The 22206-nt window shown below is 71.8% G+C and carries 20 protein-coding genes; 8 read left to right on the top strand and 12 right to left on the bottom strand.

From position 1 onward, the window contains the following. Position 1: 1 nt before the first annotated feature. Positions 2-421, bottom strand: a complete 420-nt coding sequence (locus tag ACWDYJ_RS11905) for an ATP-binding protein (protein WP_451565370.1) — start codon at positions 419-421, stop codon at positions 2-4. Between the two features lie 201 nt (positions 422-622). Here ACWDYJ_RS11905 and ACWDYJ_RS11900 point away from each other — a divergent pair, with 201 nt between their 5' ends. The 4 genes from ACWDYJ_RS11900 (at position 623) to ACWDYJ_RS11885 (ending at position 3820) form a co-directional block, all read left to right on the top strand. After that, complete coding sequence (locus tag ACWDYJ_RS11900; protein ID WP_451565415.1) at positions 623-1462, top strand: helix-turn-helix domain-containing protein; 840 nt, start codon at positions 623-625, stop codon at positions 1460-1462. Between the two features lie 11 nt (positions 1463-1473). Further along, positions 1474-1653: a DUF397 domain-containing protein gene (locus ACWDYJ_RS11895; RefSeq protein WP_451565369.1), complete on the top strand. Its 180-nt coding sequence runs from the start codon at positions 1474-1476 to the stop codon at positions 1651-1653. A 76-nt stretch (positions 1654-1729) separates the two neighbouring features. Continuing rightward, entirely contained in the window at positions 1730-2140 is a 411-nt protein-coding gene (locus ACWDYJ_RS11890) for a hypothetical protein (RefSeq protein ID WP_451565368.1), read from the top strand. A gap of 201 nt (positions 2141-2341) precedes the next feature. Beyond that, positions 2342-3820 (top strand): alpha/beta fold hydrolase, encoded by a 1479-nt coding sequence (locus ACWDYJ_RS11885; protein ID WP_451565367.1) that lies wholly within the window; start codon positions 2342-2344, stop codon positions 3818-3820. Between the two features lie 171 nt (positions 3821-3991). On the opposite strand, the gene ACWDYJ_RS11880 is transcribed toward ACWDYJ_RS11885, so the two are convergent. Continuing rightward, positions 3992-4864 (bottom strand): alpha/beta fold hydrolase, encoded by an 873-nt coding sequence (locus ACWDYJ_RS11880; protein ID WP_451565366.1) that lies wholly within the window; start codon positions 4862-4864, stop codon positions 3992-3994. Positions 4865-5193: 329 nt separating this feature from the next. Further along, the gene (locus tag ACWDYJ_RS11875) at positions 5194-5886 is read right to left on the bottom strand and encodes a metal-dependent transcriptional regulator (RefSeq protein ID WP_451565365.1); all 693 of its coding nucleotides are present in this window, start codon (positions 5884-5886) and stop codon (positions 5194-5196) included. Positions 5887-6118: 232 nt separating this feature from the next. Here ACWDYJ_RS11875 and ACWDYJ_RS11870 point away from each other — a divergent pair, with 232 nt between their 5' ends. After that, positions 6119-6874, top strand: a complete 756-nt coding sequence (locus ACWDYJ_RS11870) for an SIS domain-containing protein (protein WP_451565364.1) — start codon at positions 6119-6121, stop codon at positions 6872-6874. Here ACWDYJ_RS11870 and ACWDYJ_RS11865 read toward each other — a convergent pair. After that, positions 6871-8205: a PAS domain-containing protein gene (locus ACWDYJ_RS11865; RefSeq protein ID WP_451565363.1), complete on the bottom strand. Its 1335-nt coding sequence runs from the start codon at positions 8203-8205 to the stop codon at positions 6871-6873. The two genes, ACWDYJ_RS11870 and ACWDYJ_RS11865, sit on opposite strands and share 4 nt — an antisense overlap. A gap of 170 nt (positions 8206-8375) precedes the next feature. Here ACWDYJ_RS11865 and ACWDYJ_RS11860 point away from each other — a divergent pair, with 170 nt between their 5' ends. Next, positions 8376-9608 (top strand): RNA-guided endonuclease InsQ/TnpB family protein, encoded by a 1233-nt coding sequence (locus ACWDYJ_RS11860; protein ID WP_451565362.1) that lies wholly within the window; start codon positions 8376-8378, stop codon positions 9606-9608. Positions 9609-10145: 537 nt separating this feature from the next. Here ACWDYJ_RS11860 and pdxH read toward each other — a convergent pair. Continuing rightward, a complete protein-coding gene (gene pdxH / locus ACWDYJ_RS11855; protein ID WP_451565361.1) occupies positions 10146-10808 on the bottom strand; it encodes a pyridoxamine 5'-phosphate oxidase in 663 nt (220 codons plus the stop codon). Between the two features lie 199 nt (positions 10809-11007). Here pdxH and ACWDYJ_RS11850 point away from each other — a divergent pair, with 199 nt between their 5' ends. Continuing rightward, complete coding sequence (locus ACWDYJ_RS11850) at positions 11008-12111, top strand: citrate synthase 2 (protein ID WP_451565360.1); 1104 nt, start codon at positions 11008-11010, stop codon at positions 12109-12111. 53 nt (positions 12112-12164) lie between these two features. Here ACWDYJ_RS11850 and ACWDYJ_RS11845 read toward each other — a convergent pair whose 3' ends face one another. The 7 genes from ACWDYJ_RS11845 to ACWDYJ_RS11815 all read right to left on the bottom strand — a co-directional run bounded on the left by ACWDYJ_RS11845 (position 12165) and on the right by ACWDYJ_RS11815 (position 21170). After that, on the bottom strand, positions 12165-12797 hold the full coding sequence (locus tag ACWDYJ_RS11845; protein WP_451565359.1) for a TetR/AcrR family transcriptional regulator: 633 nt from the start codon (positions 12795-12797) through the stop codon (positions 12165-12167). Further along, the gene (locus ACWDYJ_RS11840) at positions 12785-13531 is read right to left on the bottom strand and encodes an enoyl-CoA hydratase family protein (protein ID WP_451565358.1); all 747 of its coding nucleotides are present in this window, start codon (positions 13529-13531) and stop codon (positions 12785-12787) included. Before ACWDYJ_RS11840 ends, ACWDYJ_RS11845 begins: the two co-directional genes overlap by 13 nt. A gap of 362 nt (positions 13532-13893) precedes the next feature. Continuing rightward, positions 13894-15051 (bottom strand): acyl-CoA dehydrogenase family protein, encoded by a 1158-nt coding sequence (locus tag ACWDYJ_RS11835; protein ID WP_451565357.1) that lies wholly within the window; start codon positions 15049-15051, stop codon positions 13894-13896. Continuing rightward, entirely contained in the window at positions 15048-16955 is a 1908-nt protein-coding gene (locus ACWDYJ_RS11830; RefSeq protein WP_451565356.1) for an acetyl/propionyl/methylcrotonyl-CoA carboxylase subunit alpha, read from the bottom strand. Before ACWDYJ_RS11830 ends, ACWDYJ_RS11835 begins: the two co-directional genes overlap by 4 nt. Before the next feature lie 8 nt (positions 16956-16963). Next, positions 16964-18571 carry an acyl-CoA carboxylase subunit beta gene (locus ACWDYJ_RS11825; RefSeq protein WP_451565355.1) on the bottom strand — a complete coding sequence of 536 codons (1608 nt, stop codon included), beginning with the start codon at positions 18569-18571 and terminating at the stop codon, positions 16964-16966. Further along, complete coding sequence (locus tag ACWDYJ_RS11820; RefSeq protein ID WP_451565354.1) at positions 18568-20373, bottom strand: acyclic terpene utilization AtuA family protein; 1806 nt, start codon at positions 20371-20373, stop codon at positions 18568-18570. The genes ACWDYJ_RS11825 and ACWDYJ_RS11820 overlap by 4 nt, the downstream gene beginning before the upstream one ends. Beyond that, a complete protein-coding gene (locus ACWDYJ_RS11815) occupies positions 20370-21170 on the bottom strand; it encodes a TIGR03084 family metal-binding protein (RefSeq protein WP_451565353.1) in 801 nt (266 codons plus the stop codon). The genes ACWDYJ_RS11820 and ACWDYJ_RS11815 overlap by 4 nt, the downstream gene beginning before the upstream one ends. 277 nt (positions 21171-21447) lie before the next feature. Between ACWDYJ_RS11815 and ACWDYJ_RS11810 the strand changes: the two genes are divergently transcribed. Continuing rightward, positions 21448-22077, top strand: coding sequence for a Crp/Fnr family transcriptional regulator (locus ACWDYJ_RS11810; RefSeq protein WP_451565352.1), 630 nt, complete (start codon positions 21448-21450; stop codon positions 22075-22077). Positions 22078-22206: the final 129 nt, after the last annotated feature.

Genomic DNA, 22206 nt, shown 5'->3' with positions numbered 1-22206 from the left:
GTCACGCCGTCCCGGCCGCCGCGCACTCCACCCAGAGCATCTTCCCGGCGTGCGCCCCGTCGAGGCGGTACGAGCCGAAGCGGTCCGCGCAGAGCCGTACGAGGACCAGCCCCCGGCCGTCCTCCGCGTCCGCGGCGGGCTCCGCGCCGAAGGGGGCCGGGATGTCCGGGCCGGTGTCCCAGACCCCGACCCGGAGCCGGTCGGCGGCCATCGCCCGCAGCCGCAGGGCGCAGGGGCCGCGGGTGTGGCGGTAGGCGTTGGAGACGAGCTCGCTCGCCAGCAGCTCGGCGGTGTCGGCCAGGCCAGCCATGTCGTGCCCCCGGAGCATTGCTCGCAGTGTGGATCGGGCGATGCCCGCGGCGCGGGGATCGTGCGGAAGGTGGAGGGTGTAGGCCCAGGACGGAGTTACGGTTGCCGTCATGGAAGTCTCCGATCGAGGAGGAGAGTTGGACCTTGTGCGTGCGGTGCCCGGTGACCAGGTCGCTCCGTCGAGCGGGGTACTTCCAGGCGGTGGCCTGACACCCAAAGTAGCGGCTTCGCGTCATGTGTTTCATGGTTTCCGCGTCATGAGTAACATTCCCACTCCTGTGGGTGACAGCCGTGAGAGGACGGTGAGTTGAGCATGGCGACCGCCCGCCAACTCCGGTTCGGCGCCGAGCTGCGCAAGCTGCGCGAAACCACCGGCCTCAACGCGACCGAAGCCGCCAAGCACTTGGGCATCCGGCAGACACAGATCAGCAACCTGGAGGCCGGGCGGATCGGCGCCAGCCCGGAGCGCGTACGCGCGTTGGCCGACCTCTACGGCTGCGCGGACCAGTCGTACATCGAATCGCTCATCGCGATGACCGGGGAGCGCAAAGGCGGCGGCTGGTGGGAGACGTACCGTGAGCTGCTCCCGGAGGCCTGGCTGGACCTCGCCGAACTGGAGCACCACGCCGGGAGAGTGCGCGATGCGATCACCATGCACATCCCCGGACTGCTCCAGACCCCCGAGCACGCCCGGGAGATCTTCCGCCAGGCCGTACCCGAACTTTCGGCGCCGGAGATCGAGCACCGCGTCTCGTTCCGCGTGAAACGGCAGGGGATCCTCCACCAGGACACCCCGGCCCCGTACCAGGCGATCATCCACGAGGCCGCGCTGCGCATCGCCGTCGGTGGACCGGCCATCGCGGGCGCCCAGTTGAAGCATCTGCTCGACATGAGCGAGCGCAGCAACGTGACCATCCGGGCGATCCCGTTCTCGGCGGGTGCCGTCCCTGGATCAGGCCAGTCGTTCCTCTACGCGCACGGCCCGGTGCCCCGGCTCGACACCGTCCAGCTCGACCAGTCGCACGGCGTGGTCTTCCTGGACGCGGATGACCAACTGGCGAAGTACCGCATGCTCTTCGACCGGATCGAGGCCGTGTCCCTGCCGCCGGATCGGACGCGGGACCTCATCGCCGACATCGCCCGGAACCTGTGAAGGACACCACCATGGCCGAACACACCTGGCAGCGGTCCTCCTACTGCGCGGAGGGGAACTCCTGCGTCTACGTCACCCCCGGCGGCGACGATCACGTGCTCGTCGCCGAGAGCGCGACACCCGGCACCGTCATCGTCACGACCGCCGCCGCCTGGGGCGCGCTCGTCGAGGCCCTCAAGGCGGCGGCCTGACCGGCGCGGAACGCCTGGCGATAGGCCGTCGGGGAGACGCCGATTGCGGCCGAGGTGCCGGCGGAGGGAGACGGCCGTGCCGAAGCCCGCGTGGGCGGCGACCTGGTCGACCGAGAGGTCGGTGGCCTCCAGCAGCCGAGCGCGCGTGCTCGACCCGCTGCTGGGCGAGCCACTGGCCGGGCGGCATGCCCACTTCCTGACGGAAGCGCGGCAGAAGGTCCGCACGCTCATCCGGGCGTGTTCCGCCGGCTCGGCCAGCGGCAGCGGCCGGTGGAGCCGTTCGAGGGCCCGGCCGCGCGTGGGGGCCGTGGTGGCGTCCTGGGGCTCCTGCATCGGGCGTTCGATGTACTGGGCCTGGCCGTCGTCGACGAACAGCACGTTCGCGTCGACCTGGACCCGCGGGAAGGTCCGCTGGAACTGGTCGGCCTCGTTCCAATGGGTGGTGGTGCGCCGGGCGTCGAGCAGGCCCGCGGCGGCGAGCACGTAGGAGGCGGTGCAGCCGCCCGCGACGCCTGCGTACCTCGGTCGGAGGCGGCTGACGGCCGTCGGTGGCAGATGGACCAGGCCTGCAATCCGTTCGGTCGCGCCTGCCTGGCAGGGCGTCAGATGACGCCGCAGGATGCTGCTGACGCCCGTACCCGGCCAGTCAGGAGATGCGATGCACACCAGTCCGGAGAACCATGGACGGATGGCGAAACGGAGACCGAAGCGGTCGCGTGGGTGGCTGCTCGTCGTGTCCGTGAGCCTGATCACCGGCGCCTTCGGCTCCGGCCATTCGGCGGCGGCCGAGCAGTCGGCCACGCGCTGCGACAAGGCGCCGACCGGGGTCAGTGTCGGGGACCACTGGCTTCCGTTCACGGTGCCGGCGGGACTGATGCCCGACCCGCGGTTCGACGGGCGCCAGGCAGAGATCCAGGTCCACCGCGTCCGGCCTGTGTACGCGCACGGCAAATGCCGCGATGTGCCCAACAGGGCCGCGGTGCTGGTCCACGGCAGCGGAGTCTCCGGCACGCCGTCGTTCGACCTCCGGAAGCGCGCCCCGGGCGGCGGTACGCTCAGCACGCAGCGGGCGCTCGCCGAGGCAGGCATCGACACCTTCGCCCCGAGCCTGCTCGGCTACGGCCTCTCGACCCGCTTCGCGGACGGCCTCGACGATCCCGGCAACGCGAGCCTTCGGCCCTACCTCGCGAACGGCAGCTGCCCCCACCCTGAGGGGTGCGACCGCCCCGGCATCCCGCCCGTGCCGCTTGATCAGCAGGGGACGCTGCTCCTGAACAACCCGCTCGACGGGCAGCGGCGCGCGCACTCCAGCAACTCCCGGTTCGCACGCTCCGACGTCTTCGTGCGCGACATCCGTCAGGTCGTCGACGACGCCATCGCGCGCGCGAAGCCGTCGGACGGCAAGGTCACCCTGATCGGCTGGTCGCTGGGCGCACAACACGTCGCCCGGACGCTGCACAAAGCCGACTCGGTCCTTCGCGAGAAGGTCAGCCGTGTCGTCTTCCAGTCGTCGAACTTCGGTACACCCACCGAGGAGGCGGACCTGCCCCCCGCGGCCTTCTCCACGATGCCGACGCGCCTCACGACGCAGGAGTCCATCCTCTCGGGCCCGATGATGCCGCCCGGTCGTGCCGAGGTCTGCACCGGCCACTCCATCCCCAGCACTCAGCAGCAGCTGTGGAACCAGATGATGGAGGAGGACCCTCTGGGGAGGACCTGGGGAGGGGACGACCCCGCCCGCCCCACCGGTCTCAGCCGTGCGCCCACCTTCTCCAGCTACGGCTGGAGGGCCGACGTCGCACGGCAGCTGACCACACCGGCGCTGGTCATCCACGGTCTCGATGACGTGGTCGCGCCGCCGGGCAACGCGACCGCCATCTACGACAACCTCATTCTGGTGCCCAACAAGGTGCTGGTCCATGTCGGTTGCGCCAGCCACCTCCTCCACCTCGGAGGCTGCTCCGGCCCGCGCTGCACCCCGGAGTCCGGCACACCCTACGGCGGGCGCGCCGGCCGCCCCTGGCGCGGACCGCATGCCACGTTCCAGGCCGCAGTAACCGAGTGGATCAAGAGCGGCACTTTCGACGGCGCCTCGAACGGACGGTTCGTCGTCAACGAGAGCGGCGTGGCCAATCCAGCAGTCACGACGAGCGGCCCCGCCCGCTGAGCTCCCGCCCCGCGCTGCCAGCTCCGGTCTGACAGTCCACTGGGCGCCTATGTCCGACCACAGGCGGGGGTCGGCCGCCGAGACGGGTGAAGCGAGTAGCGATCTGACGCGCCCATGCCCCCGACCCCCATACCCCCGCCCCCGGGTACCCGGGGGGCGGGGTCCGGGCCGTCACGGCGCGGCGGCTTTGACCTCCTCCAGGAAGGGTTCCAGTACCGCGCGCCAGGCCGCCGGCTGGTCGTAGTGGAGGTAGTGGCCCGCGTCCGGGATTTCGGCGTACTGGCCCGCCGGGAGGACGCGGACCATCTCCTGGGCCTCCGCCCGCCCGAGCTCGCCGTCCAGGCCGCGGACCACCAGGGTCGGGCAGCGGACCTGGGCCAGTTCCTCCCAGTGGGCGTCGTGGACCCAGGTCTCGCGAGCCGTCAGCATCTGGCGGCGGGAGAAGAGGGGGCGCCAGCCGTCCGGGGCCTGGTGCATGACCTCGGCGAAGAAGGCCCCGCGGCCCGGGTCGGGGCGCTCCACGCGGGGGTCGTCCTCGCCGAACCAGCGGCGGGCGGCGTCCTGGGTGGGGAAGGGCAGGGGCCAGCGGTGGAACCAGTCCTCCCAGTCCTGCTGCGAGGCCTCGCCGAGGGCGGAGGCCCGCATGTCGCAGATCACCAGGGCCTGGACGAGCTCGGGGCGGCGGGCGGCGAGCTGCCAGGCGGTGAGGGCGCCCATGGAGTGGCCGATCAGGACCACGGGGGCGAGGCCCAGCTGGTCGATGACGGCTTCCGCATCGGCGACGAAGGCCTCGCGGCCCAGGGGGATCGGGAGGCCGGGGCCGGCGGAGGGGTGGCCGCTGTGGCCGTGGCCGCGCTGGTCCAGGGCGACGACGCGGCGGTGCTCGCCGAGCCAGCGGGCGGTGTCGGCCCAGTGGAGGGCGCGGCCCATCAGGCCGTGGAGTAACAGGACGCCGGGACGCAGGGGCTCCACGGGCGGTTCCCGGAACTCCCAGGCGGCCAGGCGGATACCGTCGGCTCCAGTCACATCGATGCGCTGTACCACCGCAGATGCACCCCCTTCGCTCCCAGCCAGACTATCGAACCCACATTCGAAAACGGGCGTCTCGCCGACAACACCGCTCTTTCGAGTGACCTTGCTCAAGGATTGGCCGCCACTGCCGATGGAGATCCTTTCAGCAGGGAGGCGGGCCGCTCGGGGAAGACGGTCCGAAGGGGATGACCTTGAGAGCTCGGGGCTCCAGGTCAGCAAGGGGAGGACCGGTCCCGGTGCCGCGAGGCACCGGGACCGTCCACATCCGCCACTGCCCCCAGGGGGACGGCAGCCTTCTCAACTTCTCAGCCTTTGCAGCTTCTCAGGCTTCTCAGCCCTTATCAGCGCTTCGCGACGAACACGTGCGAGGCGATGTCCGAGTCCAGCTCGGCCGCCTCCCCGCCGCTGCCGACCAGCACCCCGCCCGGGGACTCCGTCACGCTGACGACCGAACCGGGCTGCACGCCCGCCCGGCGCAGCGTGTACATCAGCTGGGCGTCCGTCTGGATCGGCTCCCCGATCCGGCGGACGACCACCGTCTTGCCCTCGGTGCCCGGGTCCAGCTCGGACAGGCTGACCATGCCGTCCTCCAGGAACGGATCGGCCTCGGCCTTCTCGCCCAGCTCCTCCAGACCCGGGATCGGGTTTCCGTAGGGCGACTCGGTCGGGTGACGCAGCAGTTCCAGCACGCGCCGCTCCACCGCCTCGCTCATCACGTGCTCCCAGCGGCAGGCCTCGGCGTGCACCTGCTCCCACTCCAGGCCGATGACGTCGACGAGCAGGCACTCCGCGAGCCGGTGCTTGCGCATCACGCGGGTGGCGAGCTTGCGGCCCTCGTCGGTCAGCTCCAGATGGCGGTCGCTGGCGACCGCCACCAGACCGTCCCGCTCCATGCGCGCCACGGTCTGGCTCACCGTGGGGCCGCTCTGATCGAGCCGCTCGGCGATCCGGGCGCGCATGGGGACCACGCCTTCCTCTTCCAGCTCGAGGATGGTGCGGAGATACATCTCCGTGGTATCGATCAGTCCGGACATTCGTGCCCCTCGGATTGCGTGCGCTGGCCCTGCCCCCAATTCTGACGCATCGCGCCGACTACCGTCCCGCGCCGAGCGTCAAGGCATGTACGGGACATCTCCACAGCCGGCCTGCGGGGGCCCTCGGTCCAGGGATTGACGTCCGTATTGACACGCCCTTGGTCCAGACCGCACGGTGAGCGGCGGACACCGACGCACCCACCGCACCCCACCCCTGGAAGGGCTTCGGCGTATGAGCGAGAGCAAGCTGGCCGGGCAGTTCTTCGACGCCGCCATCGGCCTGCTGGAGCGGGTACGCGACGAAGAGGCCGAGCGGATCAACGAGGCCGGGGCCGTCATCGCCGAGGCCGTCGCCTCCGGGAACCGGCTGTTCGCCTTCGGCGCCGGGCACTCCTCGCTGCCCGCCCAGGACGTCGTCTACCGGGCCGGCGGACTCGCGCTGATGAACTTCCTCGCCGTGCCCGGCACCGTCGGCATCGACGTCATGCCCGCCACCCTGGGCAGCGCCCTGGAGCGGGTCGACGGCCTCGCCGCAGCGGTCCTGGACAGCAGCCCGGCCTCCGACGGAGACGTCCTGGTGATCATCTCGCTGTCGGGGCGCAACGCGCTGCCGGTCGAGATGGCCATGAACGCACGGGCGATCGGCCTCAAGGTCATCGGCGTCACCTCGGTGGCGTACGCGACCGGGACCAAGTCGCGGCACGTCTCCGGCACGTTCCTCAAGGACCACTGCGACATCGTCCTCGACAGCAAGATCGCGGTCGGCGACGCCGAACTGAGCGTCGACGGCATCGACGCGCCCTTCGCCCCCGCCTCCACCGTCGTGACCAGCGCGATCATGCAGGCGGTCATGGCAGCGGCCGCCGGCGAGCTGGCGGCGCGCGGACTGGAACCGCCGCTGCTGCGCTCGGGCAACGTCGACGGCGGCCACGAATGGAACGGCCGCGTGATGCGGGAGTACGGCAGCCGGATCTTCTACCGCCACTAGAGCCGGTCCCGGCTCGCCCCGTAGCCGGCGGCCAGGTCGAGGTCCGCCGCCACGCGGGCCGCGACCTCCTCCGCGTACAGGGCGTCCGCGCGCTCGAACGCCGGTCGCGAGGGGCCGCGTAAGAAGGTCAGCGCGCCCAGGGTCCGGCCTCGGCTGCGCAGCACCGTGCACAGCGCGTGCGTCGCCTCCGGCGGCCACTGGCGGGACCGGGCCCAGGCCTCGGACGGCTCGCCGCCCGGGGCGCTGGCCCGTACCGGGCCGATGCGGTCCAGGGCCTGGAGCGCCGGGTGCATGGCCTCGTACCGGACGGGGATCGCCCCCGGCCCCGGCAGCAGCAGGGTCAGCCCCGACGCGGACACGGCCGACCGGACCAGCCGCCGGCCCTGATCGGACCCGGGTTCCAGTACGTCGACCAGCGCGTGCTCCGCGAAGCCGGCCAGCGCGAAGTCCAACCGGACGGCCGCCGCCTCCGCCGGGTCCTCGCACTCGGCGGCGGCCCGCCCCGCCCGGTGCAGCTGGTTGGCCCGGAACCGCAGCTGCCCGGTGTCCAGCTCTGCCTGCCGGGCCTCGGTGACGTCCTGGAACAGCCAGCCGACCCCGAGCGGCACCGGCTCCTCCGCCAGCGGCGACGCCAGCCGCAGGAACCCGCACCGCCAGCACCGCCGCCGCACCCCCTCCGGAGTCCGCACCGACACCCACAGCTCCAGCGGCGCCGGCGGCGCCCCCTCGGCCAGCACGTGCTGGAGCGCCCCTTCGAGTTCCTCCACGCCCTGCACCAGCAGGTCCCCGAGCGGCCGCCCGAGCAGCGCGGTGGGCCCGGCCCCGAAGGCACGGGCGGCGTGGGTGTTGACCACCGCCGGGCGCAGGTCGACGTCCACGAGGACGACCCCCCAGGAGGCGTCGTCCATCAGCGCCTCGCTGAGCGCGATGGAGCGTTCGAGGTCGATCTGGGCGTGGACCTCGCTGAAGGCGCAGTAGACGCCGGCGGGCTTCCCGTCCGCGCCCGGCACCCCGGCGGACTGGGTGCGTACGAGGATCCGCCCGCCGTCCTTGGTCAGCAGCGCGAACTCGTGCACCTGCCGTCCCGGCAGATCCTGGGCGGACATGAGCCGGTGCTGGACGTCGTCCGCGTCGGCGGCCCGCACCGCCCACCCCGCGAACCCCTTGCGCCCCACGGCCTCGGCGGCGGACCAGCCGAGGATCCGCTCGGCCTCCCGGTTCCAATGGGTGATCACGCCGTCGGAGTCGAACGCGCACAAGGCGGCGTCCATCCCGTCGAGCAGCGCTGCGAGCAGATCGTCGGCGGTCTCGCTACGTCCGGAAGCACTCACCTGGCACCCCCTGCAGGTGTTCGCGTGTGCGGCACGTCACATCATCCCAGTTTCCTTGCGTGCCTAACCCCGGTTTCGGCAGGTCAAGGAATCCCCAGCGCCGAGCCTCGGTGTGTAATGCTCTGACCTGGGCTTGTGTTCGGATTGTGGCTGGCCCTAGCGTCCACGCCATGGGGGCTAATTCCGTGAAGCGGGCCTTCAAGTACCGCTTCTATCCGACCGATACGCAGGCAGCTGAGCTGTCGCGGACGTTCGGGTGCGTGCGGAAGGTCTACAACCTCGCGCTTGCGGCCCGTACTGAGGCGTGGGCGCGTCAGGAGCGGGTGAACTACGTCCAGACGTCGGGAATGCTCACCGGCTGGAAGAAGACCGGGGAGCTGGCCTACCTCGCCGATGTATCGTGCGTTCCGCTCCAGCAGGCGCTCAGGCACTTGCAGAGCGCGTTCGCGGGGTTCTGGGGGAAGCGGACGAAGTATCCACGCTTCAAGTCGAAGCGGAAGTCCCGGGCGAGTGCTGAATACACACGCAGTGCGTTCCGCTACGCCGACGGTCGGCTGACTCTGGCGAAGATGGCCGAGCCCCTGGAGATCGTGTGGTCTCGCTCCCTGCCCGCTGGTGTGGAGCCGACTACGGTCACGGTCTCCCAGGACAGCGCAGGGCGCTGCTTCGTGTCCCTGCTGTGCGAGGACACCCCCGCCCCAATGCCCGCCACCACGTCCGCGGTCGGCATCGACGCCGGGCTGACGGCCCTAGTGACCCTCTCCACTGGGGAGAAGGTCACCAACCCGAAATACGAACGAAGGGATCGCGCCCGCTTGGCACGCGCCCAGCGGGCGCTGGCCCGCAAGCAAAAGGGAAGCAGTAACCGGGCCAAGGCCCGAACCCGGGTTGCGAGGATCTACGCCCGGATCGCCGACCGCCGCCGAGACCACCTGCACAAACTAACGACACGACTCGTGCGCGAAAACCAAACGCTCGTGATCGAGGACCTCACCGTCCGCAACATGCTCAAGAACCACAAACTCGCCGGCGCCATTAACGATGCGGGCTGGCGGAAGCTGCGGCGAATGCTGGAGTACAAGACGGCCTGGTACGGACGTGAGCTGATCACCGTCGACCGGTGGTTCCCCAGCACCCGCCTGTGCTCGGCCTGCGGAGCGCTCGCCGACAAGATGCCCCTCAACGTCCGCGAATGGACATGTGAGAGCTGCGGGATGACCCACGACCGGGACGAGAACGCAGCGATCAACCTTCTGGCCGCCGGGCTGGCGGTCACTGCCTGTGGAACGGGTGTCAGACCTCAACGGGAGTCCTCCTCTCGGCCGGGGCGGTCCGTGGTGAAGCAGGAAACCCCACCCGCAAGGGTGGGAACCCGCTCGTTACAGGGAGGGGGAAGCCAATGAACTCGAGCGTGACCAGCGCCCAAGCCGTGTTCGGGGTATCGAGCAGGACCCACCACGGGTACTCCACCGGCGACCTGGTGCGGGCCGTGGTTCCGCGGGGGAAGTGGGCCGGCAGCTGGGTGGGACGCATCGCGGTCCGGACGACTGGCCAGCATCGCATCACCGCGCTGACCTGCCGGTTTGATGTCTCTCACCGGAATCTCCGGCTGCTCCGGAGGGCCGATGGATACACCTACGGATTGGCACCGGAAATTCGATTGAGTGCAGAGGACGGGGCTGCTTAGAGTGGTCACACACTGAAAGGAGGTGATCCCGGAAATGTATGAACTCCGGACGCGTGAGGTGGCTGCGGGCTAAGCGCCCGTCGTCGCACGCACCCAGTGCGGTGCCCGGCGGGAACGCCAGGCGCCAATCCACAGCAGTCACCCGACCCGCGGGCTCGCCGGTACGTCCGGCCGGCTTCTCCCACTGCAGGGGAGAAACCCGAGCCCGCGGGTCGTCTGTGTTTACAGGGCTTACGGACTGTCTCGGAGCTGCCTACGGACAGAGCCGCTCGATCCGCCACTTCGTGCCGTCCAGGACGTAGCGCAGCCGGTCGTGCAGGCGGTTCTCGTGCCCCTGCCAGAACTCCACCGCGTCCGGGGCCACCCGTACGCCGCCCCACTCGGGCGGTACGGGGACCTGCTCGCCCTCCGGGTAGCGGGCCTCCAGTTCCGCGTACCGGCGGTCCAGCTCGGCGCGGGAGGCGATCACGCGGGACTGCTCGCTCGCCCAGGCGCCCAGCTGGGAGCCGTGCGGCCGGGAGCGGAAGTAGGCCGCCGTCTCGTCGCGGCCGATGCGGGTGGCGGTGCCGGTGACGATGACCTGGCGGGCGATCGGATGCCAGGGGAAGAGCAGCGAGACGTACGGGTTCTGGTCGATCTCCCGGCCCTTGCGGGAGCCGTAATTGGTGAAGAAGACGAAGCCCCGCTCGTCGAACCGCTTCAGCAGCACCGTGCGGGAGCTGGGGCGGCCGTCGGGGGTCGCGGTCGAGAGGACCATCGCGTTGGGCTCGAAGACGTGCCCGTCGGCGGCCTGCTGGAACCAGCGGGCGAACTGCAGCATCGGCTCCTCCGCGAGGCTCTCCTCCTCGACGATCAGGGAGCGGTACTGCTTGCGCATGACGGCGGGGTCAACGTCCTGATGGGTCACGCGGCCCATCCTGCCGCAGTACGACTGCTGGGGGTGTGCCGTATGTCACGCTTCCGCAGGCCATCGCGAACGGACAAAATCTGGGGGCCGGTCCGAGGGTGCCTGTGGGGGTGACCATCGGCCGTGCCGGGCATCAACGGGGATGACCGCGCCGGGCCGCGAATCACGCCGGGAGCCGCGCGTGTTCGCACTATCTGAGGAGCCGCAGATGTCCGATTTCGTACCCGGACTCGAAGGGGTCGTCGCGTTCGAGACCGAGATCGCCGAGCCTGACAAGGAAGGCGGATCGCTCCGCTACCGAGGCGTCGACATCGAGGACCTGGTGGGCCACGTCTCCTTCGGGAACGTCTGGGGCCTGCTGGTCGACGGTGCGTTCAACCCGGGCCTGCCGGCCGCCGAGCCCTTCCCGATCCCGGTGCACTCGGGTGACATCCGCGTCGACGTGCAGTCTGCGCTGGCCATGCTCGCGCCCGTGTGGGGTCTGAAACCGCTGCTGGACATCGACGAGCGGACGGCGCGCGACGATCTGGCGCGGGCGGCCGTGATGGCGCTGTCGTACGTCGCCCAGTCCGCCCGCGGCCAGGGCCGGCCGATGGTGCCGCAGCGGGAGATCGACAAGGCGGAGTCCGTCGTCGAGCGGTTCATGATCCGCTGGCGGGGCGAGCCGGACCCGAGGCACGTCAAGGCCGTCGACGCGTACTGGACCTCGGCCGCCGAGCACGGGATGAACGCCTCGACGTTCACCGCGCGGGTGATCGCGTCCACCGGCGCGGACGTGGCGGCCGCCCTGTCGGGCGCCGTGGGCGCCATGTCCGGGCCGCTGCACGGCGGGGCCCCGTCCCGGGTGCTCGGCATGATCGAGGAGATCGAGCGCACCGGCGACGCCGTGGCGTACGTGAAGAAGGCCCTGGACAAGGGCGAGCGGCTGATGGGCTTCGGGCACCGCGTGTACCGCGCCGAGGACCCGCGCGCCCGCGTGCTGCGGCGCACGGCCAAGGAGCTGGACGCCCCGCGCTACGAGGTGGCCGCCGCGTTGGAGAAGGCCGCGCTGGAGGAGCTGCACGCGCGCCGTCCCGACCGGGTGCTCGCGACGAACGTGGAGTTCTGGGCCGCGATCATGCTGGACTTCGCGGAGGTTCCGGCGCACATGTTCACCTCGATGTTCACGTGCGCGCGTACGGCCGGCTGGTCGGCGCACATCCTGGAGCAGAAGCGCACGGGCCGCCTGGTACGGCCGTCGGCCCGCTACATCGGGCCGGGGCAGCGGGACCCGCGGGACATCGAGGGATACGAGGGCATCGCGGGGCGGTGAGGGACCCGGCCCGGTAGGCGGAGCGTGCTCCACGGGGTGTGGAGCCGTTCCCGCTAGCCGGGGGTGGTCAGGGTGGTCTCGATGATGCGGGACCACTGGGCCACCACGCGGGCGCGGCGGGCCGTGTCGTCGGTCAGGACATTGGCCAGGCCGAGGCCGCGGGCCATGTCGAGCAGACCCTGCACGGTCTCCCGTACGCCCGGGACGGACTCGTCGGCGCCCAGCAGCTCGACCGCGATGCGGTGGGTCTCGCGGCCGACCCGGGCTTCGAGTTCGGTGACCTGGGGGCGCAGCTGCTCCTCGTTGGAGGCGGCGACCCACAGTTGGAGCGCGGCGCGGAAGAGCGCGCCGGTGTACAGGTCCACCAGGGCCTGGACGACGGCCGGGCGCGGGGCCGGTGCCGAGTGGAAGAGCTCTCGCAGGGCGGTGGAGCGTTCCTCGGCGACGTGGGCGACGGCTGCCGTGAACAGCGCCTCCCGCGTCGGGAAGTGGTGCTGGGCCGCGCCGCGCGAGACGCCGGCCCGTTCGGCGACGACGGCGACGGTGGAGCCGGCCCAGCCGTGTTCGGCCAGGCAGGAGACGGCGGCCTCCAGGAGGTGGCGTCGGGTGACGCGGCTGCGGGCCTGCTTGGGGTCGGCGCCGGGGCGGGGGCGGGGGCGTGGGCTGGGGCTGGTCATCGTGCCCATGAAGGGTCCCGGCGCTCGAAGCGGGCGGTGATGCCCTCGCGGGCCTCGGCGGAGGCGAACAGGTCCGCGGAGAGGGCGGTGAGGCGTTCGCCGTCGCGGGCCAGGGCCTCGCGGACGGCGGCGGTGACCATGGCCTTGGTGGCGGCCAGGGCGTGCGGGGAGGCCTTGCGCAGGCCGGCGAGGACGGGCGCCAGAGCGGTGTCGACGTCGTCCGCCTCGGTGTGCAGGGTGAGCAGGCCGATGCGGGTGGCCTCGGCGGCGTCGAAGGCCTCGGCGGTGAGGAAGTAGCGGGCGGCGGCGCGGGGGTCGAGCCTGGGCAGCAGGGTCATCGAGATGACGGCGGGGGCCAGGCCGAGGTGGGTCTCGGTGAAGGCGTACGAGGACCGCGGCCCGGCGGCGGCGATGTCGCAGGCACCGAGGAGGCCGAGACCGCCGGCGCGGACGTGGCCGGTGACACGGGCGACGACCGGCTTGGGGAGCTCGGTGATCTCACGGAGCAGGGCCAGGAAATCGGCGGGGTCGCAGGGGGACTTGAGGTCGGCGCCGGCGCAGAAGGTGGTGCCGGTGTGGGTGAGGACGACGGCGCGGACCTCCGGGTCCGCGGCGGCCTGCGCGAGGGCGGTGCGGAGCTCGGCGACGAGGTGCGCGGAGAGGGCGTTGCGGTTGGCCGGGGAGTCGAGGGTGAGGGTGGTGACCGGCGCCAGCGCCTTGGCGGCGTGCACGAGTGGGGGCATGGCTCCTCCGGAGCGGGTCGGGCTGGGTCGGGGGCTCCCCCGGGGAGGGTATGCGGACCTTGCTGGTCCACGCCAAGTCGCCTCCGGCGGGGTGCGGGTGGGCCGGGGCCCTGCCGGGCGGGGTGCGGGTGGGCCGAAGCCCTGCCGGGCGGGGTGCGGGTGGGCCGGATCCGGTGCCGGGGCGGGGTGTCGTCCGGGACTGCATGATTTATGGCGCCTGATCCGGGTCACAGGGGTGCGACCTTCGGGCGCGCCACAAATCACGTTTTACGTCCCGGCCAACACCCCGCCCCGTCCCCGGCCCCGGCAGCTCGTCCGTCCGCCGGCTCCGGCTTCGGCTTCGGCTTCGGCTTCGGCTTCGGCTAGTACGACTTGGGGAGGCCCAGGGTTTGGTGGGAGATGAAGTTGAGGATCATCTCGCGGCTGACCGGGGCGATGCGGGCCACGCGGGCGGCGGTGATGAGGGAGGCCAGGCCGTATTCGCGGGTGAGGCCGTTGCCGCCCAGGGTGTGGACGGACTGGTCCACCGCTCGTACGCAGGCCTCGGCTGCGGCGTACTTGGCCATGTTCGCGGCCTCGCCCGCGCCCGTGTCGTCGCCCGCGTCGTACAGGTGGGCGGCCTTCCGCATCATGAGGCGGGCCAGTTCCAGCTCGATGTGGGACTGGGCGAGGGGGTGGGCCAGGGCCTGGTGGGCGCCGATGGGTTCCTTCCAGACCTGGCGGGTCTTCGCGTAGTCGACGGCCTTGGCGAGGGCGTAGCGGCCCATACCGATGGCGAAGGCGGCGGTCATGATGCGTTCGGGGTTGAGGCCGGCGAAGAGCTGGAGGAGGCCCGCGTCCTCGTCGCCGACGAGGGCGGAGGAGGGGAGGCGGACGTCGTCCAGGGTGAGTTCGAACTGCTTTTCCGCCGCTTGGAGTTCCATGTCGATGGGCGAGTGGGCGAAGCCGGGGGCCTCTCGGGGGACGATGAACAGGCAGGGCTTGAGGCGTCCCGTTCGAGCGTCTTCGGTGCGGCCGACGATGAGGGTGGCGTCGGCGATGTCCACGCCGGAGATGAAGACTTTGCGGCCGGTCAGGAGCCAGTCGTCCCCGTCGCGGCGGGCGGTGGTGGTGATGCGGTGGGAGTTGGATCCGGCGTCGGGTTCGGTGATGCCGAAGGCCATGGTGAGGCTGCCGTCGGCGAGGCCGGGGAGCCAGGTCCGCTTCTGGGCGTCGGTGCCGAAGCGGGAGATGACCGTGCCGCAGATGGCCGGTGAGACGACCATCATGAGGAGGGGGCAGCCCGCGGCGCCGAGTTCTTCGAGGACGATGGCGAGTTCGGCGATGCCGCCGCCTCCGCCGCCGTACTCCTCGGGGAGGTTCACCCCGAGGTAGCCGAGCTTGGCGGCGTCGGCCCACAGCTCGTCGGGGTGGCCGCCTTCGCGGGCGACGCGGGCGAGGTAGTCGCGTCCGTAGCGTCGGCCGAGGGCGGCGACCGCCGTGCGCAGGGCCTTGTGCTCGTCGGTTTCGAGAGTGCTCATGTTTGCGGTTCCTCCTGGACTACGGCGAGCAGGGCGCCGTACTCGACCTGTTGGCCGGTGGCGGCGTGGAGCGCGGTGAGCGTGCCGGAGGCGGGCGCGAGGATGCGGTGTTCCATCTTCATGGCCTCCAGCCAGAGCAGGGGCTGCCCGGCGGTGACGGCGGAGCCGGGGGCGAGTCCTTCGGCGACGCGGACGACGGTGCCGGGCATGGGGGCGAGTAGGGAGCCCGGTTCGGTGCGGTCCTGGGGGTCGGGGAATCGGGGGACGGGGGTGAGGGTGTGGGATCCGAGGACGGAGTCGACGTAGATCTCCGGCTTGTTCGAATTTTGTTTCACGTGGAACAGGCGTCGGATCCCCTCGACTTCGAGGGTCACGAGGGTGGGGGTTGCTGAGATGACCTGGACGCCGGGGTGGTCGAGGGGGTGGTAGACCGCCGTGTATTCGGTGCCGGACTCGGTGTAGCGGCGGGTGTGGGGCTGGGAGCGGACGTTGCGCCAGCCGCCGAGGCGGGCGGTGAGGGGGGCGTCCGGGGTCGGGGCGGCTTGGGCGAGGGCGGCGGCGAGGGCGGCCAGGGTGGCGTCGGGGGGACCGTCGGTGAGGGCGGGGAGGTGGCGCTCGTAGAAGCCGGTGTCGAGCCGGCCGGCGGTGAACTCGGGGTGCCGCAGGGATCGTACGAGCAGCTCTCGGTTGGTGGTCAGGCCGTGGATGCGGGCTCCGGCCAGGGCGTGGGCGAGGACCCGGACGGCCTCCGCGCGGGTGGGGGCGTGGGCGACGACCTTGGCGAGCATCGGGTCGTAGTGGATGCCGACGGTGTCGCCGTCGGTGAAGCCCGTGTCGACGCGGACCGCGGAGGGGAAGGCGAGCGTCTCCAGGACGCCGGTCTGCGGGCGCCAGTCCTGGGCGGGGTCCTCGGCGTAGAGGCGGGCCTCGACTGCGTGCCCGGTGGGCTCCGGGGGTGTCGGGGGCAGGGCGGCGCCCTCGGCGATGCGCAGTTGGAGGGCGACGAGGTCGAGGCCGAAGACGGCTTCGGTGACGGGGTGTTCGACCTGGAGGCGGGTGTTCATCTCCAGGAAGTACGGACGCCCGTCGGCGGTGACCAGGAATTCGACGGTGCCCGCGCCCTGGTACGAGACGGCGCGGGCGGCGGCGACGGCCGAGGCGTGGAGGGTCTGGCGCAGCGACTCGGGGAGCCCGGGGGCCGGGGCCTCTTCGATGACCTTCTGGTGGCGGCGCTGGAGGGAGCAGTCGCGGGTGCCCAGCGCCCAGACGGTGCCGTGGACGTCGGCGAGGATCTGGACCTCGACGTGCCGGCCGCGCTCGACGTAGGGCTCGGCGAAGACCTCCCCGTCACCGAAGGCGGAACGGGCTTCGGCGGAGGCCGCGTCGAGGGCCTCTTTGAGGCCGTCGAGGTCGCGGACCACGCGCATCCCGCGTCCGCCGCCCCCGGCGGCGGCCTTGAGGAGGAGGGGCAGGTCGGCGGTGGTGGCGGTGGCCGGGTCGACGGGGTCGAGGAGCGGCACCCCGGCGGCGCGCACGAGGTCCTTGGCCTGGGTCTTGGACGCCATGGCCTCGATGGCCTCGGGGGGCGGGCCGATCCAGGTCAGGCCTGCGGCCTGGACCGCGCGGGCGAAGTCGGCGTTCTCGGAGAGGAAGCCGTAGCCGGGGTGGACGGCGTCGGCGCCGGCGGCGAGGGCGGCCTTGATGATCAGGTCGCCGCGCAGGTAGGTGTCGGCGGGGGCCGCTCCGGGCAGGCGTACGGCCGCGTCGGCGTCGCGGACGTGCAGGGCGTCGGCGTCCGGGTCGGAGTGGACTGCGACGGTGGCCAGGCCCAGGGCGCGGGCGGTGCGGAAGATCCGGACGGCGATCTCGCCGCGGTTGGCCACGAGGAGCGAGTTGATGGTCATCTGCGGGCTCACATCCGGAAGACGCCGAAGCCGCCACGGGCGCCCTCGACGGGGGCGTTGTGGACGGCCGACAGGCACTGGCCGAGGACGGTACGGGTGTCGCGCGGGTCGATGACCCCGTCGTCGTACAGCCGCCCGGACAGGAACAGGGGCAGGGACTCGGCTTCGATCTGCGCCTCGACGAAGGCGCGCATGCCGGCGTCGGCCTCTTCGGCCGTTTTGTCGTACGGGATGCCCTTCGCGGCCGCGGACTGCCGGGAGACGATCGAGAGCACGCCCGCGAGCTGCTGGGGGCCCATGACGGCGGACTTGGCGCTGGGCCAGGCGAAGAGGAAGCGGGGCTCGTAGGCGCGGCCGCACATGCCGTAGTGGCCGGCGCCGTAGCTCGCACCGATGAGGACGGAGAGGTGGGGGACGCGGGAGTTGGAGACCGCGTTGATCATCATCGCGCCGTGTTTGATGATGCCGCCCTGCTCGTACTCCTTGCCGACCATGTAGCCGGTGGTGTTGTGGAGGAAGAGGAGCGGGATGTCGCGCTGGTTGGCGAGCTGGATGAACTGGGCGGCCTTCTGCGACTCGGCGCTGAACAGCACGCCTTGGGCGTTGGCGAGAATGCCCACCGGGTAGCCGTGGAGGGCGGCCCAGCCGGTGACGAGACTGGTGCCGTAGAGGGGCTTGAACTCGTCGAAGTCGGAGGCGTCGACGATGCGGGCGATGACCTCGCGCGGGTCGAAGGGCGTCTTGAGGTCGGGGGGGACGATGCCGAGGAGGTCTTCCGGGTCGTGGAGGGGTTCCTCGGCCTCGGGCGGATCCTGGTGGGCCTTGCGGTGGCCCAGGCGGGCCACGACGCGGCGGGCCTGGCGGATCGCGTCGTACTCGTCGAGGGCGTAGTGGTCGGCGAGGCCGGAGGTGCGGGCGTGCATGTCGGCGCCGCCGAGGGACTCGTCGTCGCTCTCCTCGCCGGTGGCCATCTTGACCAGCGGCGGTCCGCCGAGGAAGACCTTGGAACGGTCCTTGATCATGACGGTGTGGTCGGACATCCCGGGGATGTACGCGCCTCCGGCGGTGGAGTTGCCGAAGACGACCGCGATGGTCGGGATGCCGTCGGCCGACAGCCGGGTGATGTCACGGAAGATCGCGCCGCCCGGGATGAAGATCTCCTTCTGGGAAGGGAGATCGGCGCCGCCGGACTCGACGAGGCTGACGCAGGGAAGGCGGTTCTGCCGGGCGATTTCGTTGGCCCGCAGCGCCTTCTTCAAGGTCCAGGGGTTGCTGGCGCCGCCGCGGACGGTGGGGTCGTTGGCGGTGATCAGGCACTCGACGCCTTCGACGGTACCGATGCCGGTGACCATGGAGGCGCCGACCGGGTACTCGCTGCCCCAGGCGGCGAGCGGGGAAAGCTCCAGGAACGGGGTGTCCGGGTCGAGGAGCAGCTCGACGCGCTCCCGGGCGAGGAGCTTGCCGCGGGTCTTGTGGCGGGCGGTGTACTTCTCGCCGCCGCCGGCGAGGGCCTTGGCGTGCTCGGCGTGGAGGGCGTCGAGGCGCTCCAGGGCGGCGGTACGGGCCGCGAGGTGGTCGGCGGCGAGGGGGTCGACGGTGGTGGTGAGACGGGTCATGGGCCGGGCACCTCCGGTGCGGGCAGCAGGTGGACCGGGATGTCGAGGTGGCGGGAGCGGAGCCATTCGCCGAGGGCCTTGGCCTGGGGGTCGAACCGGTGACCGGAGGCCACGCCGTCGCCGAGGATGCCGGGGACGGTGAAGTTCAGGGCGCGGAGGTTGGGCAGGGCGTGGCGCTCCACCGCGTGCGGGCGGGTCTCGGGGAGCAGGTGGTGGAGGGTCTCCACCGTCAGGGTGCGGTGGAGCCAGTGCCAGGCGGCGTCGGTCTCGACCCAGACGCCGATGTTGGCGTCCCCGCCCTTGTCGCCGCTGCGGGCCCCGACCAGTGCGCCCAGGGGGGCGCGGCGGGTTGGCCCTGCCGGTGCTCCCGCGGGGGTGTGGTGAATGGGCCCTGCCGGTGCGCCCGTGGGGGTGTGGTGAATGGGCCCTGCGAGGCTGTCCCCCACCCCGCCCCTTCCCGCAACCGGGGCTGCGCCCCGGACCCCTTCGGGGGCTGCGCCCCCGGACCCCCGTGCCTCAAACGCCCCCGGAACTGGATACCGGGTGCCGTCCGGGAGGACCGCCGTGTGGGGGACCCAGGTGGACGGGGTCGTGGACGAGGAGAAGATGCCGTACGGCTGGGCCGGGCCGGGTGGGGAGGTGACGTGGAAGCCGGGGTAGCTGGCCAGGGCCAGTTCGATGGCCTTCGAGGTCAGGGCGCGGCCGACGCGGTCCGGGGAGGGGTCGCGGACCACCAGGCGCAGCAGGGCGCTCGCCGTCTCCTCGGTCGCGGCGTCCGCGTGGTCCGTACGGGCCAGGGTCCAGGTGGACTCGGCCACGTCCTGCAGTGCTTCGGTCAGTTGGGCACGGACCAGGGCGGCTTTCGCCTCGACGTCCAGGCCCGTCAGGACGAAGACGACCTCGTTGCGCCAGCCGCCGATGCGGGTGACGCCCACCTTGAGGGTGGGCGGCGGGGGTTCCCCCTCGACCCCGGTGATGCGTACCCGGTCGGGGCCCGCGTCCGTCAGGCGGACGGTGTCCAGGCGGGCCGTCACGTCCGGGCCGAGGTAGCGGACGCCCTGGGTCTCGTAGAGGAGTTGGGCGGTGACGGTACCGGTCGAGACGACTCCGCCGGTCCCCGGATGCTTGGCGATCACCGATGTGCCGTCCTCGGAGATCTCCGCGAGGGGGAAGCCGGGGCGGCGTACGTCATGGGCGGTGAAGAAGGAGTAGTTGCCGCCGGTGGCCTGGGTTCCGCACTCCAGGACGTGTCCGGCGACCACCGCTCCCGCCAGCCGGTCGTAGTCGTCGGGCGCCCAGTCGAACCACCAGGCGGCCGGTCCGCTGACCAGCGCCGCGTCCGTGACCCTGCCGGTGACGACGACGTCGGCGCCGGCCCGCAGACAGGCGGTGATCCCGGCGCCGCCGAGGTAGGCGTTGGCGGTCAGGGCGCCGTCGGCGTACGGCATCAGGTCGTCGCCCTCGACGTGGGCGACGGAGACGGGAATCCCGGTCTTGGCCGCCAGCGCCCGGACGGCGTCGGCGAGGCCCGCCGGGTTGAGCCCGCCCGCGTTCGCGACGATCCGTACGCCGCCTTCGTGTGCGAGTCCGAGTGCTTCCTCCAGCTGGCGCAGGAAGGTCTTGGCGTAACCGAGGTCCGTGTTCTTCAGGCGGTCGCGGCCGAGGATGAGCATGGTCAGTTCGGCGAGGTAGTCGCCGGTCAGGACGTCGAGAGGGCCGTCGGTCAGCATCTCGCGCAGCGCGCTGAAGCGGTCCCCGTAGAAGCCCGAGGCGTTGCCGATGCGCAGCGGGCGGCGGGTCATCGAGGCGCCTTGGGGGCGCGGCCGGGGCCCGCCGGGCCCGCGAAGGCCTGGGCGATGTCCAGCCAGCGGTCGGCGTCGGGGCCGGTGGCCGTGAGGGCGAGGTCGGCGCGGTGGGCCCGCTGGGTCACGAGGAGGCAGAAGTCGAGCGCCGGGCCCGTGACGCGCTGGGCGGCGTCCGGGGGGCCGTACGTCCACGGCCCGTCCCCGTCCGGCGCTACGAGTTCCACCCGGAACTCCTGGTCCGGAGCCGGCAGTCCCCGTACCGCGTACGCGTAGTCGCGGGCGCGCACCCCGATCCGAGCGACGTGGCGCAGCCGGGCCGTCGGGGTCCGGCGTACGCCGAGCGCGTCGGCGACGTCCTGACCGTGCGCCCAGGTCTCCATCAGCCGGGCGCTCGCCATCGAAGCGGCCTTCATCGGCGGCCCGTACCAGGGAAAGCGGGTGTCGGGCGAGGCGACGCCGAGCGCCTCGCCGAGCGCGGCCCGCCCGGCCCGCCAGCGGGCGAGCAACTCGCCGGGCGGCAGCGCCGCGCCCTCCTCCGCGCCCTCGTCGACGAAGGAGTCGGGGGCCTTGAGGGCCTCCTCGACCATGCGCCCGAAGCCCTCGGCGTCGGTGAGGGCGAGCAGCGCGGCCCGGTCGGTCCAGTGCAGGTGGGCGATCTGGTGGGCGACGCTCCAGCCGGGCGCGGGGGTCGGCCGGGCCCAGTCGGGGCCGGGCAACTCGCCTACTATGGAGTCGAGTTCACGCCCCTCCTCCCGTAGATCGGCGAAGACGGCGGCAGCGGACGGATCGGGCACGGTGGCGCTCCCCTCTCGGCGTGAGGGGAAGACTGGCAGGGGCGCGCAAAACAATCAAGCAAGCTTGCATTCTTTTTTGGGTAGGGGATGATGAAGGGAAGTAACCTTCAACCCCATTGATTGGTGGGCGAGTTGCTCGGCTCACATCCACATTCGGTTTGACGCACCCTCTTCGCTCGTCCCGGTGACTCCGCGCATGGCTGCGGCCGGGCCCGGACATACCTCTCGCCAGAGAGGGGCCGGGAGTCCTGGCCGAGGGAGGGGGAAGGGGCGCGCCGTGACCACAGACGCATTCGCGGAGCTGCAGAGCGAGGGAATCCGCCGGCCTTTCAAGCCGGGCGAGCGAATGCTGCGGCAGGGAGACGACGGGGCGTACGTCCTACTTCTCACAAGCGGCTTGGCCCGCGTCGTGCTCGGCAGGGCCGACGGCACGGAGCTCTGGCTGGCGCACCGCGGTCCCGGTTCGCTACTGGGGGACATGTCCGTCGTGAACGGTGCCGCACGCAACGCCCATGTCTTCGCCGTCAGTCCATGTACGACGGTACTTCTGCGATCGGATCGGTTCCTGCGTCGCATGGAGCGGGGCGAGTTCGCCTCCGCGCTCTACCGCCACGTGTTGGCGAGGCAGCACGAACAGGATGTCGCCCACAGCGAGCAGTGGAGCCTCCCGGTGCAGGTCCGACTGGCGCGGCTCCTTCTCAGCCTGATCAACACCTCCGCCCCGTCCCGCCTCATCCTCGGCTGGACACAGGCGGAGCTCGCGACCGCCATCGGAGCCTCCCCCGGCGCCGTCAAGTTGGCTCTGAACGCGCTGCGCACGTCAGGAGCCGTGGACGTGCGACGGCGCCTGATCAACGTCAGGGACCTGGGAACGCTCCGGATCCTGGCCGGGGAACCCCTCGCCTAGCGCCCTGCCCCGCGCGTGACCGGCTTCACGCTCCGAGTGGTCAATGCTGCCCATTGGACATCGGGAAGCACGCGCATGCTCGGAAGCGGCCGCGCTCGCGGCCACCACCACCTTTCGCCTCCGTCAGGA

The sequence above is a fragment of the Streptomyces sp. NPDC003042 genome, from assembly GCF_053591315.1.
The sequence above is the reverse complement of the archived record's forward strand: the minus strand, read 5'-3'. Positions and strand labels throughout refer to the sequence as shown.

Bases quoted from the DNA above. Each gene is read 5' to 3' on its own strand.
- ACWDYJ_RS11830 (WP_451565356.1), bottom strand. From the start codon at position 16,955: ATGACCATCAACTCGCTCCTCGTGGCCAACCGCGGCGAGATCGCCGTC.
- ACWDYJ_RS11825 (WP_451565355.1), bottom strand. From the start codon at position 18,571: ATGACCCGTCTCACCACCACCGTCGACCCCCTCGCCGCCGACCACCTC.
- ACWDYJ_RS11820 (WP_451565354.1), bottom strand. From the start codon at position 20,373: ATGACCCGCCGCCCGCTGCGCATCGGCAACGCCTCGGGCTTCTACGGG.
- ACWDYJ_RS11905 (WP_451565370.1), bottom strand. From the start codon at position 421: ATGACGGCAACCGTAACTCCGTCCTGGGCCTACACCCTCCACCTTCCG.
- ACWDYJ_RS11860 (WP_451565362.1), top strand. From the start codon at position 8,376: ATGGGGGCTAATTCCGTGAAGCGGGCCTTCAAGTACCGCTTCTATCCG.
- ACWDYJ_RS11875 (WP_451565365.1), bottom strand. From the start codon at position 5,886: ATGTCCGGACTGATCGATACCACGGAGATGTATCTCCGCACCATCCTC.
- ACWDYJ_RS11845 (WP_451565359.1), bottom strand. From the start codon at position 12,797: ATGGGCACGATGACCAGCCCCAGCCCACGCCCCCGCCCCCGCCCCGGC.
- ACWDYJ_RS11840 (WP_451565358.1), bottom strand. From the start codon at position 13,531: ATGCCCCCACTCGTGCACGCCGCCAAGGCGCTGGCGCCGGTCACCACC.
- pdxH (WP_451565361.1), bottom strand. From the start codon at position 10,808: ATGGGCCGCGTGACCCATCAGGACGTTGACCCCGCCGTCATGCGCAAG.
- ACWDYJ_RS11900 (WP_451565415.1), top strand. From the start codon at position 623: ATGGCGACCGCCCGCCAACTCCGGTTCGGCGCCGAGCTGCGCAAGCTG.
- ACWDYJ_RS11835 (WP_451565357.1), bottom strand. From the start codon at position 15,051: ATGAGCACTCTCGAAACCGACGAGCACAAGGCCCTGCGCACGGCGGTC.
- ACWDYJ_RS11870 (WP_451565364.1), top strand. From the start codon at position 6,119: ATGAGCGAGAGCAAGCTGGCCGGGCAGTTCTTCGACGCCGCCATCGGC.
- ACWDYJ_RS11885 (WP_451565367.1), top strand. From the start codon at position 2,342: ATGGCGAAACGGAGACCGAAGCGGTCGCGTGGGTGGCTGCTCGTCGTG.
- ACWDYJ_RS11850 (WP_451565360.1), top strand. From the start codon at position 11,008: ATGTCCGATTTCGTACCCGGACTCGAAGGGGTCGTCGCGTTCGAGACC.
- ACWDYJ_RS11895 (WP_451565369.1), top strand. From the start codon at position 1,474: ATGGCCGAACACACCTGGCAGCGGTCCTCCTACTGCGCGGAGGGGAAC.